Annotated in this window: 14 protein-coding genes; 9 read left to right on the forward strand and 5 right to left on the reverse strand. The window is 64.9% G+C overall.

The features are described from left to right. Window positions 1-27: 27 nt before the first annotated feature. The 6 genes from L0U84_RS04395 (at window position 28) to otsA (ending at window position 4851) form a co-directional block, all read left to right on the forward strand. Complete coding sequence (locus L0U84_RS04395) at window positions 28-345, forward strand: DUF883 family protein (protein ID WP_129958882.1); 318 nt, start codon at window positions 28-30, stop codon at window positions 343-345. Between the two features lie 103 nt (window positions 346-448). Next, window positions 449-700: a hypothetical protein gene (locus L0U84_RS04400; protein ID WP_233851931.1), complete on the forward strand. Its 252-nt coding sequence runs from the start codon at window positions 449-451 to the stop codon at window positions 698-700. A gap of 305 nt (window positions 701-1005) precedes the next feature. Next, window positions 1006-2406, forward strand: a complete 1401-nt coding sequence (locus L0U84_RS04405; protein ID WP_233848069.1) for a sigma-54-dependent transcriptional regulator — start codon at window positions 1006-1008, stop codon at window positions 2404-2406. A 128-nt stretch (window positions 2407-2534) separates the two neighbouring features. Next, window positions 2535-2783, forward strand: coding sequence for a hypothetical protein (locus L0U84_RS04410; protein ID WP_442794024.1), 249 nt, complete (start codon window positions 2535-2537; stop codon window positions 2781-2783). Between the two features lie 197 nt (window positions 2784-2980). Further along, window positions 2981-3193, forward strand: coding sequence for a hypothetical protein (locus L0U84_RS04415; RefSeq protein WP_129958885.1), 213 nt, complete (start codon window positions 2981-2983; stop codon window positions 3191-3193). 230 nt (window positions 3194-3423) lie between these two features. Further along, on the forward strand, window positions 3424-4851 hold the full coding sequence (gene otsA, locus L0U84_RS04420) for an alpha,alpha-trehalose-phosphate synthase (UDP-forming) (protein WP_233848074.1): 1428 nt from the start codon (window positions 3424-3426) through the stop codon (window positions 4849-4851). Window positions 4852-5007: 156 nt separating this feature from the next. Here the strand turns inward: otsA and L0U84_RS04425 are convergent, their stop codons facing one another. The 5 genes from L0U84_RS04425 to L0U84_RS04445 all read right to left on the reverse strand — a co-directional run bounded on the left by L0U84_RS04425 (window position 5008) and on the right by L0U84_RS04445 (window position 9716). Then, window positions 5008-6426: an MFS transporter gene (locus tag L0U84_RS04425; protein ID WP_233848076.1), complete on the reverse strand. Its 1419-nt coding sequence runs from the start codon at window positions 6424-6426 to the stop codon at window positions 5008-5010. A 110-nt stretch (window positions 6427-6536) separates the two neighbouring features. Beyond that, entirely contained in the window at window positions 6537-7040 is a 504-nt protein-coding gene (locus L0U84_RS04430) for a YbhB/YbcL family Raf kinase inhibitor-like protein (protein ID WP_129958887.1), read from the reverse strand. A gap of 241 nt (window positions 7041-7281) precedes the next feature. Beyond that, the gene (locus L0U84_RS04435; protein ID WP_233848077.1) at window positions 7282-7728 is read right to left on the reverse strand and encodes a very short patch repair endonuclease; all 447 of its coding nucleotides are present in this window, start codon (window positions 7726-7728) and stop codon (window positions 7282-7284) included. Window positions 7729-7758: 30 nt separating this feature from the next. Next, the gene (dcm, locus tag L0U84_RS04440; RefSeq protein ID WP_233848078.1) at window positions 7759-9075 is read right to left on the reverse strand and encodes a DNA (cytosine-5-)-methyltransferase; all 1317 of its coding nucleotides are present in this window, start codon (window positions 9073-9075) and stop codon (window positions 7759-7761) included. A 314-nt stretch (window positions 9076-9389) separates the two neighbouring features. After that, the gene (locus L0U84_RS04445) at window positions 9390-9716 is read right to left on the reverse strand and encodes a hypothetical protein (RefSeq protein WP_233848079.1); all 327 of its coding nucleotides are present in this window, start codon (window positions 9714-9716) and stop codon (window positions 9390-9392) included. A gap of 204 nt (window positions 9717-9920) precedes the next feature. Here L0U84_RS04445 and L0U84_RS04450 point away from each other — a divergent pair, with 204 nt between their 5' ends. From L0U84_RS04450 to L0U84_RS04460, 3 genes are all read left to right on the forward strand, one after another. Continuing rightward, window positions 9921-10112, forward strand: coding sequence for a CsbD family protein (locus L0U84_RS04450; RefSeq protein WP_233848080.1), 192 nt, complete (start codon window positions 9921-9923; stop codon window positions 10110-10112). A gap of 229 nt (window positions 10113-10341) precedes the next feature. Continuing rightward, window positions 10342-10563, forward strand: coding sequence for a hypothetical protein (locus L0U84_RS04455; protein WP_233848081.1), 222 nt, complete (start codon window positions 10342-10344; stop codon window positions 10561-10563). 129 nt (window positions 10564-10692) lie between these two features. Next, window positions 10693-11400, forward strand: a complete 708-nt coding sequence (locus L0U84_RS04460) for a glutathione binding-like protein (protein ID WP_233848086.1) — start codon at window positions 10693-10695, stop codon at window positions 11398-11400. The last annotated feature ends 38 nt before the right edge of the window (window positions 11401-11438 follow it).

Raw genomic sequence — 11438 nt, forward strand, 5'->3', positions numbered from 1 at the left:
ACCGCCGAAACAGATGAGGAGTGAACGATGACTGACACCACGCAACAACTTGCACTCGGCGGGCAGAAGATCGTCGAGGATCTCCGGGTACTGCTGAGGGACTCGGAGGAAATGCTGCGGCTCGCCGCCAACGTGCCGGGTGAGGGCGTCGATGCGTTGCGCGACCGGCTCGGCACGCATGTGGAAACGCTGCAATCGGCACTCGGTGACGCGCAACGCAATGTGCATCGCCGCTATCGCGAGGCGACGGTCAGCACCGAGCATTATGTGCGCCATAACCCGTGGCGTTCGCTCGCGCTCGCGGCGGGGACCGGTTTTTTGCTTGGCGTGCTGGTCGCGCGTTAGACGCGGCGGCGCCACGAGCGATGCTCGCATCGGCTCGCTATAAGACGCGGCGCACGCCTCGCACGGCCTGCGCTCATCCGCATCACGATCCAAGGAGTTCATGATGACACGACCCACGATTGGCTTTTTCGGCGCATTGATGGCACTCGGCGGCTTTCTGGCGGTTCGCTACGTGCAGCACAAACGCGCGGGCCAGGTTTCCCCGGTGCGGGAGCTTAGCCGCTGGGAAAACGAGGGCGGCGCGGTGGCGGCGCCGACGACCTTGTCGAGCGAGTTGGCGCCCGCCTCGAGCAGCACCAACGGCTCGGGACAGGTCAATGGCGAAAACCGTGCATGGCCGTTTCCGCGTGGCTGACGCGGCGTGCTCGCAGGCAAGGCCGGCGGCGGCCGCGGGCGCCGGCGCCGGTGCCGCCAGATTGGCGGTCGGCGCCGTGAAAGGGATTGTTAAACGAATCCTATAAAGCCGTATAATAGGTAAATAGACAACAATGACACGGAAATGTGCCGATTATTACCTGTTATTGTTGCATTTTTTCATTAAATAGTCGGCCGGGACGGGAGCACGTGGATTCCGCGTCATGCGGCCGACCTGACCAGCGGCATGCCGATTGGCATGTTCCGTATATTTTCTGACCCACGCTTGCAGGCTTTCGAAACGCGATGCCACATGTACTGATTGTCGATGACGACGCAGGTACCCGCGAGGCGCTTTCCGCCATCATCGGGGAAGACGGGCTGACCACCGCCACCGCGGGCGATCTGCGCGAAGCGCGTATTCAACTGATCCGGCAGATGCCGGACGTCGTATTCACCGACCTGAAACTGCCTGACGGCAGCGGGGTCGATCTGTTCGAAGATCTCGATCCGCGCTCCGGCGTCGAGGTGATCGTGATCACCGGCCACGCGACGGTCGAGTCGGCGGTCAGCGCCTTGAAAATGGGCGCGGCCGACTACCTCGTGAAGCCGATCAACATGCAGCGCGTGAAGGCGATCCTGTCGCGCCTGCCGCGCGCCGGCGACCTGAAGGCCGAGATCGGCACGCTGCGCGGCGAATTGCGCCGCATGGGCCGCTTCGGTCTGATGCTCGGCAATTCGCCGGCGATGCAGGAGGTCTACGACCAGATCAGCCGCGTCGCGCCGACTGCCGCCTCGGTGATGCTGGTCGGCGAATCGGGCACCGGCAAGGAAGTCGCCGCGCAGACTCTGCACGAGCTGAGCCTGCGTCGCAAACATGCGTTCCTCGCGGTCAACTGCGGCGCGATTTCGCCGAATCTGATCGAATCGGAAATGTTCGGTCACGAGCGCGGTTCGTTCACCGGCGCGGACCGGCAGCACAAGGGCTATTTCGAGCGCGCGAACGGCGGCACGCTGTTTCTCGACGAAATCACCGAGATGCCGATCGAGCTGCAGGTGAAGCTGCTGCGCGTGCTCGAGACTGGCATGTTCATGCGCGTCGGCACGACCAAGGAAATCGAAACCGACGTGCGCTTGATCGCGGCCACCAATCGCGATCCCGAACAGGCGGTGCTCGAAGGCAAGCTGCGGCTCGATCTTTACCACCGGCTGAACGTGTTTCCGATCAGCCTGCCGCCGCTGCGCGAGCGCGGCAAGGACGTCGAGCTGCTCGCGCAAGCGTTCCTCGACGACCTGAACGAGCGTCACGGCACGAAGAAGCACTTCCCGGCCGCGGTGAAGGAGATGCTGATGTCGTATCCGTGGCCGGGCAACGTGCGCGAACTTAAAAATTACGTGCAGCGCGCGCACATCATGTCGAGCGCGGACTCGGATAGCACGGCGAGCGTGCCGTTGCAGATCACGCTGTCGAAGCCCGCGGCCGGCACCGCGATCACGATCCCGTTCGGCACCTCGCTCGCGGAAGCCGATCGCCAGCTGATTCTGGCGACGCTCGAGCAGTGCGGCGGCGTGAAGACGCGCGCCGCGGAGATTCTCGGCATCAGCCTGAAGACGCTGTACAACCGGCTCGTCGAGTACGGCAACGATGCGCGCGAAGACGGCGATCCCGCCGACGAATCGCGTGCGCTCGGCGACGCGGACGCCTGATCCGCGCCCGTTCGCAGGTCGTCCTCAGTATCAGCGAGCTCCCGCCCGGGCTTCCGGGCGGGCAGACTGACGGCACGGGCCTTGCTGCGCTCCCATGGAACGCAAACGAGGTCCCTGACATGCCGCACTTGCCGCATTACGCTGCCGTTTCCGTGCCTTCCAGGCCACTGCACGCTCACCGGCCCGAACCGGTCGAGCCGCCCACCGCGCCCCCTATCGCGCCGCCGGATCCGGCCGAGCCCGACACCATCCCCGGCCCGACACCCGATCCGATCGAACCCATCGAACCGGTCGCGCCGCCGATCGGCGATCCCCCGCCGCAGCCAACCCAAACGCCTCAGGCCGCCGACCGTCCGTCGCGACCGTTGCAATGCTGATGCGACCCTGCATACCGGCCGCCCCGCACCCGATGCGACCACACCGGCACCGCACGCGGCCAATTGCCCCGTTCCGGTGCAGCGCCTTGCTGTACTTGTTACAAAGCCGGCGCATGTTTTACCGGCAATTTACGGTTTCGCCCCCTAGACTGTAGGGATGCCGCAACAAGCGGCAGGCTTCCCCCGGAGGCACGATCATGAGACACCCCGCATTGCGACGTTCCGCGCGGCACACGAAGCGCGGGCCCCGGCCGGCCGACGTCAAGACTGAGCCGGCGGAGTCGCCGGACCCGGCCGCGCAGAATCGGATCGCGCCGCATACGCCGCCGGACGGCGAGCACAACCAGGGCGGGGTGCGTCAGGAAGGCCTCGAATACCAGCGCGATCTGGGCTCGGAGCAGGACGCCTGAAGCAGCGTCGTACGGGCGGGGTGCCCCGACGGCCGGGATGCCGGTAAGAAAGACCTCCGCTATCGTCGGATTTAACAGAAAAATTTTCTTCGCGATCTGTGATGATTGCGGGGATTCGCTCGTTCGTCACATTTTCATACAACTTTATTTCCGCCATCTCAAATATCGGCACGGGGATTGCATGCACCGTTTTGGCACATTTCCGCATACAACGAAACAATGGAGCACTGATGAGCAGATTGATCGTGGTATCGAATCGTGTCGCACCGATTCAGGAAGCGCGCCCGGCCGCCGGCGGGCTCGCGATCGGCGTGCTGGACGCGCTGAAGGAGACCGGCGGCGTCTGGTTCGGCTGGAGCGGTGAAACGGTCAGCGAGCCATCCGCACCCGTGATCGAGAAGCAGGGCAACGTCACCTACGCGACGGTGGGCCTCACCAAGCGCGATTACGACGAGTACTACCGCGGGTTTTCGAACACCACGTTGTGGCCGACTTTCCACTATCGCAACGACCTGTCCCGCTACGACCGCGAGGACTATGCGGGCTACCAGCGCGTCAACGCGACGCTCGCGAAGCAGCTCAAGGAACTGCTCAAACCCAGCGACATCATCTGGGTGCACGACTACCATTTGCTGCCGTTCGCGCGCTGCCTGCGCGAGCTCGGCGTGAAGAACCCGATCGGCTTTTTCCTGCACATTCCGTTTCCGGTGCCCGAAGTGCTGCGCACGATCCCGCCGCACGAGGAACTCGTCAAGGCGATGTGCAGCTACGACGTGATCGGCTTTCAGACCGAGGCGGATCGCCAGTCGTTCGTCGACTATATCGAGCGCGGTCAGCACGGCACGTCGAGTGAAGATGGCATGGTGCACGCCTATGGCCGCTTCCTGAAGGTCGGCGCGTACCCGATCGGCATCTATCCCGATGCGATCGCCAAAGCCGCCGAGCAGTTCACCGACCGCAAGGCGGTGCGCAGCCTGCGCGACGGCATGCGCGGGCGCAAGCTGATCATGAGCGTCGACCGGCTCGATTATTCGAAGGGACTGGTCGAGCGCTTCCAGGCATTCGAGCGGCTGTTGCAGAACGCGCCCGGCTGGCATGGCCGCGTGTCGCTCGTGCAGATCGCGCCGCCGACCCGCGCCGACGTACAGACCTACCAGCGCATCCGGCAAACGCTCGAAGGCGAAGCGGGGCGCATCAACGGCCGGTTCGCGCAGCTCGACTGGACGCCGATCCAGTATCTGAATCGCAAGTACGAGCGCAATCTGCTGATGGCGCTGTTCCGCCAGTCGCAGGTCGGCTATGTGACGCCGCTGCGCGACGGCATGAATCTGGTGGCCAAGGAGTACGTCGCGTCGCAGGATCCGGCCGATCCGGGCGTGCTCGTGCTGTCGCAATTCGCGGGCGCCGCCGAGCAGTTGCCGGGCGCGCTCGTCGTCAATCCGTTCGATCTGTCGCAGATGGCCGAAGCGCTCGAGCGCGCGCTATCGATGCCGCTCGCCGAACGTCAGGCGCGTCACGCGGACATGATGGAACCGATGCGCGAGAACAATCTGTCGGTATGGCGCGATACGATTCTCGACGATCTGCGCAACGTCGCGACCGCCGCTTCGGTGACGGCCAAGGCGGTAAAGCTCGCTGACGTGACGGCATCGTCCTGAGCGGACAGGCGCGGCCCGCGCGTGCGGGTGGCGCCAGTGCCGGTCACGTCGTGACTGGAGTGACAGGGAAGATCGCAGCAAAAAGGGCGTGCATCGCGTCGTGCGATGCGCGCCCTTTTTTTCGTATTTGCCTTGCGCGTGTAACGACCACCACTCTCAGGCGGGCTGCGCCACCTTCTGCATGACCCGCATCGTGCTGACGACCGCCGCGACCGCCGAGAACCCCGCGGCCACATACAGCGCGACGATCGTCCCGCTCTGCGGCGCGATGCCGAAGATCAGCGCGACCAGCGCCGCGCCGAGCGTTTGCCCGGTCAGGCGCGCGGTGCCGAGCATGCCACTTGCACCACCGCTGCGTTCGCGCGGCGCGGACGACAGCATCGTGCGATTGTTCGGCGACTGGAAGATGCCGAAGCCCGCGCCGCACAGCGCCATGCGCCACGAAATCTGCAGCGCGTCGGGGTGAGGCCCGAGCGTCGCGAGCAGCAGCAGGCCGAGCGTCATTGCGGCGAGCCCGACGCCGCCGAGCCAGCCGGCCGATATCCGGTCCGACAGCACCCCCGACACGGGCGCTGCGATGATGATGATCGCGGGCCACGGCGTCATCAGAAGACCCGTTTCGACCTGCGACATGCCGAGCGTTTCCTGCAGCAGGAACGGCAGCGACACGAACGCCAGCATCTGCGCGCAGAACGAGCAGACCGACGTGCCGATCGACAGCGCGAACACCGGAATCCGCAGCAGGTCGATCGGCAGCAGCGGGGCGGGTCGCGTTAGCTGCCGGCGCACGAAGAAGTAGCCGATCACGAGTGCGCCGAGCGCTTCGAGCGTCACATAGCCGAAACGCTCGCCGTGGCCGAGGCCATCGACCGCGAAAATCAGCAGGCCGAACACGAACGCGTTCATCACCGCGCTCAGATAGTCGTACGGCGATTCGTGGCCGGGGTTCATCGGCAGCGCCCTGAAGCCGCCGACGATCGCCGCGATGCCGATCGGCACGTTGATCGCGAACAGCCACGGCCACGTCGCGATCGCGAGCACGCCGGAGGCGACTGTCGGCCCGACCGCCGACGACACCGCCACCACCATCGCATTGATCGCGACGCCGCGCCCGAGCTGCGAGGGCGGATAGATCATGCGCACGATCGCAGTGTTCACGCTCATGATGCCGGCCGCACCGAAACCCTGGACCACGCGCGCGAGCGCGAGCGTTGCCAGCGAGTTCGACAGCGCGCAGCCGAACGACGCGACCGTGAACAGGATCAGGCCCGACAGATAAATGCGCCGGTAGCCGATGCGGTCGCCGAGCGACGCGAGCGGCAGCAGCGTGATCGTGATCGCGAGCTGATACGCGTTGACGACCCAGATCGACGCGGCGGCGCTGGCGTTCAGGTTGCGCGCGATCGTCGGCAGCGCGACGTTGGCGATCGCGCTGTCGAGCACCGCGAGGGTCAGCGACAGCGCGATGACGAGCATCGCCCAATACCGTTGTGGAACCGGTAGGCCCAGTTCCTTGCCTTCGAAGCGGGGAGTGGAGGGCACAGGGCCATCCGTGGGCGGGGAGGGTGCGTGCATTTGATTTGTCGGAGATGTTGGCGCGCCTGTGCGCGGCTCACGCGCTGGCCGCTGCGGCGTATCGGTCGGCGCGGCGCCGGCTTGACCAGGGCGCCGGCGCCGCGTGCGCGTTATTTGAGTTCGTAAAGGCCCGTGTGGGTCGTCGAATCGATTTCGTTCAGGTGAGTCATGAAGCGCGCGACCGCATTGGTGGTGTCCGCGCTGACCGGCAGATGCGGCACCTTCAGCGCATGCAGCCGGAAGATGTAGCGATGCGTGCGATCGCCGCGCGGCGGCGCGGCGCCGCCGAAGCCGACCGTCCCGTAGTCGTTGCGCACCTGCATCGCGCCTTGCGGCAGCAGCGAGCCGTCGGCTTTGCCGGCGTTGCGCGGCAGCGAGCGAGCGTCGGCCGGAATGTTCACGATGACCCAATGCCAGAAGCCGCTGCCGGTCGGCGCGTCGGGATCGTGAACGGTGAGCGCGAAGCTTTGCGTGTCCGCGGGCGGCGCTTCCCATTGCAGCGACGGCGAGATGTTTTCGCCGTCGACGCCGAACGCCTTGTCGTCGTACTCGTGGGCTTTCGGCATGAAGCCGTTGGTGGGAAAGTCGTCGGACCAGAGACGGAAGTCAGCCATGATGTGCCTCCCTTGTTGATTGGTTCTGGGTTCGTCGGAGTGCGCGATGTCGCTGCGGGCGAGGCGCATCTCGCGGCATGCCGAAGCGGGTGAGAAGATGCCGTGATAGCGCCGGGAAAGCACCCGGAAAACGCCGCCGGAGCGTGCCTCGAAGGCATCTCGAAAGCGCGCCCGATGAGCTTTTCGAGTGTATCACCAGCGGCCGCGAGTCTCGCGCGAGCCGGGCAGCTCGCACGTGGTTTCAGCCGCATTCCTCGAACTCCGGCGCGTCGCTTCTGATCCAGGCGACGAGCCGCTCGATCACGCCCGCGATATCGCGATTCGCGCCCCGCAAAGCGCATTCCCACACGACCGCCACGCGCCAGCCGCTCGCGAGCAATGCGGCGCGCACCTTGTCGTCGTTGCTGCGATTGCGGCCGATCTTGTCGCGCCAGAAGTCGGGCCGCGTCTGCGGCCATTTGAACAGATGACAGTCGTGGCCATGCCAGAAGCAGCCGTGCACGAGCACCACCGCGCGATGACGCGGCAGCACGATGTCGGGGCGGCCTGGCAGATCGCGCGCGTCGAGCCGGAAGCGCAGGCCCTGGCGATGCAGCAGGCTGCGGATCAGGATCTCCGGCTTGGTGTTGCGGCCGCGAATGCCGGACATCATCCGGCTGCGCGTCGCGCTATCGACGATATCGACCATCGTCAGCGGGCCAACGCGTTGCGCGAGCGCTCACGCGTAGAGCGGCAGGGAGTGTTTCGACGCATCGCGGGTCGGATGGGCAAGCAGGGTTTGCACATGCGGCAGCATGATACGCGCCACTTCGCGCATCACCGGCATCACGACGCTGTTGCCGAACTGACGGTAGGCCTGCGTATCGCTGACCGGAATCCTGAAGGTGTCGGGAAAGCCCATCAGGCGCGCGCATTCACGCGGCGTCAGACGGCGCGGGCGCAGCGCCTCGCCCTGATGGACGAGAATTTCGGAGCCGTCCTTGTGATAGCGTGCCGACAGCGTGCGCGTCACGCTATCCGGATACGCCATGCCGAAACCGAAGCCGTTGCCCGCCGCGCGATGCTTGGCCGCGTAGTTTTGCAGATATGCCCACAGCTTCGGCGTGAGTGTGTATTTCGGCTGCACGCGGTGCGAGGTGTGGTCGAAGAAGCGGTCGTGGTCCCATGGCAGCACCGGCTCCGTGCCGTCCGTGCGATGCAGGATCGCGCCGAGCCGCGGACCCTGTTCGGGAAGGCGCAGGTCGTCCCAGCTGAACGCGGTCTTGCCGCGAAAGCCGACGATGATGATGCGCTCGCGATGCTGCGGCGTGAAATGCTGACCATCGATCACGCGGTAGTGCACCTCGTAGCCGAGCTCGTCGCGCAGCGTTTGCAGGATCACGTCGAAGGTGCGGCCCTTGTCGTGCGACAGCAGGTTCTTCACGTTTTCGAGCAGGAACGCGGCTGGGCGCTTCGCGGCGATGATGCGTGCGACGTCGAAAAAGAGCGTGCCCTGGGTCGTGCATTCGAAGCCGTGCGGCCGGCCGAGCGCGTTCTTCTTGCTGACGCCGGCGATCGAAAACGGCTGGCACGGAAAACCGCCGAGCAGCACGTCGTGGCTCGGCACGTCTTCGGCGGGAAACGTGACGATGTCGCCGATCAGCGCGTGCGCGCCGTCGCTCGCGGAGTTGTCGGCGTAGTTGTCACCGTAGTTGTCACCGTAGTTCTCACGATAAGTCCGCGTCGAAAACTCGTTCCACTCGCTCGTGAACACGCATTCGCCGCCGTGCGCCTCGAAGCCCATACGAATTCCGCCGATACCCGCGAACAGGTCGATGAAGCGGAAGCGCGCCGGGTCGCCCGCGTGTTGCGCTTCACGCGCGCCTTGTCGCAGCAGATCGCGCAACGCGGGTTCCAGCATCGCGGGACAAGGCGTTTCACCTTTTTCCCAGCGACGTACCGTCTTGATGTCCTTGCCGACATGCGCGGCGATTTCGCGTTGGGTGAAACGGGCGCGCGCCTGCTTGAGCAGGTCGAACGGGGCGACGAGGGTCACGTGGCGTCCTTGCTGGGAATTTTTGCGGACATTATGACCTAAGGTCGTCCCCTTTCCCTACTTTTGGTGCCGAATGATCGGGAATTTTTCGCGATACGTCGCGCGGCTGTGTTTGTCTGCGGCGAAACGTGCTTGTCACGAATGCGCAGGTACGCTCGTCGAGTGACGCTCGCTTCCCGCGTTGCGACGTGTGTTGGCGGCCGCGACCTGGTGCGCGGCCGTTTATTGCGGCACGTGTGCGGGTGGAGCGGGCGCAGCGCGCTCAGCGGGCGCAGAGGCGTTGAGGTGTTGAAGCAGTGTGCGGGTCGGCGAAATCAGGCCGACTTCGCCTTCTTCACTGGGCCAGCCGGCTCGAACCGCGTGGTCGGGGCGGGCGCGAAGCGTTCCCACTCGGGCGGTGGCGTCGAGGCGAGCCGATCGAGTTGCAGCAGCAGGCCGTCGACCTTGTCCAACTGGGCGGAAGAAAGCTGGCCGCCGTCGAGTAGCGCGGTCAGCCGTTTGTGCCAATAGGTGGCGGGCAGGATCGGACCGCCGAAATCGCCACGCAGCGATAGGTGCATGACGCGCGCGATGTGCGCGATGTCGTGGTCGATCAACGCAGCCTGCGATGATCCAGAAATCGTGGTCCCCGTGTGGTCCATGGCTCCTCCCTGAACGCTTTTACGGCGGTCCGCGGCAAGACTTTAGGCCTTTTGAATAAAAAATTTGCCGGATCGCGCGCCGGCGTTCATCGATGGCGCGGCGCCGCGCGCGGAACAGCCCCCGGGAACAGCCGTTGCTGCCTCCCAGATACCGGCGAAATACCGCGCCGGCATCTCTGTCGACTACGTATATGGGAGCCGAGCATGAACAAGGATCAAGTGAAGGGCGTTGGCGAGCAAATCAAGGGCAAGGTCAACGAGGCCGTCGGCAAGGCCACGAACGACCCTGCGAAGGAACTCAAGGGCGACATGCAGCAGGGCGCCGGCAAGGTGCAGAAGGCCTATGGCGATGCGAAGGAAGCCGCCAAGGACAATGCAAAGCGCGGTCATCACTGAACCTGTGCGGTATAGATGGCCGTAACGGCGGAGGCGTCGCGATCGTCGCGGCGCCTTTGATTTTTGCACGGCGCAGGTCGGGCGCGACACGTCCGATTTCACCATTTGGGTCGGGGCTGAGGTTCACGCGGCGGCCGGCCTGGGAGTAACCCGTGATCGCGATCATCGGCATTCCGCACCCGCGGTGAGCCCTTTAGACTTGGCGCAATCCCACCACGAGGTCGCGCCAATGACACCCGAAAAGATACTTTCGATGTTCGAACGGCAGTACCTGGAAGGCAAGGCGCCGCCCGATCTCGAAGTGACCTGCGCGAATCTCGCGACGTGGCTCGCCACCGCGTGGGAACTGCTCGACGGCACCGAGAAGGCGCTGCTGCTGACGGTCGGCGCGGCGCTGTGGCGTGAAGGCTTCAACGTGCGCGCGGGCACGGCGACGAAGGACTTGTGGTGAAGCGCCGATCGTGAACGGCGCTGTGGCCGCAGCGTTTGTAAGGTCTTCTCGCGGCGTCGCACGCGTTGCGGCGAGTCGGTTTATATTGGGCGGTCTTGTAATTTCTGTCCGTTAGGGCGACCCGAACCCATGACCGATTTATCCACTTTCGCGATCACGAAGAAATGGCCGGCCGAGCATCCGGACCGGATTCAGCTCTATTCGCTGCCGACCCCCAATGGCGTAAAAATCTCGATCATGCTCGAGGAGACCGGCTTGCCGTACGAGCCGCATCTGGTGCGCTTCGACACCAACGATCAGATGACGCCGGCGTTTCTGTCGCTGAACCCGAACAACAAGATTCCGGCGATCCTCGATCCCCACGGTCCCGACGGCAAACCGCTGCCGCTGTTCGAATCGGGCGCGATCCTGATTTATCTCGCCGACAAGAGCGGCAAGCTGATCCCGCAAGACGCCGCTGGGCGCTACGAGGCGATCCAGTGGGTGATGTTCCAGATGGGCGGCATCGGTCCGATGTTCGGCCAGGTCGGCTTCTTCCACAAATTCGCCGGCAAGGAGTACGAGGACAAGCGTCCGCGCGATCGCTACATCGCCGAATCGAAGCGGCTGCTCGGCGTGCTGGAGCAGCGGCTCGAAGGACGCGCATGGGTGATGGGCGATCAGTATTCGATCGCCGATATCGCGATCTTCCCGTGGGTGCGCAACCTGGTCGGCTTTTACGAGGCGGGAGAACTCGTCGGCATTCAGGACTTCCCGAACGTGCGGCGCGTGCTGGCTGCGTTCGTCGAGCGGCCGGCAGTGGTGCGCGGCCTGAATATTCCGCCGCGTCCGGCCTGATCGACCTTAGCGTTTCTCGAGCTTGAGCGCTCGGCCGG

The organism is Paraburkholderia sp. HD33-4, assembly GCF_021390635.1.
Lineage (GTDB): Bacteria > Pseudomonadota > Gammaproteobacteria > Burkholderiales > Burkholderiaceae > Paraburkholderia.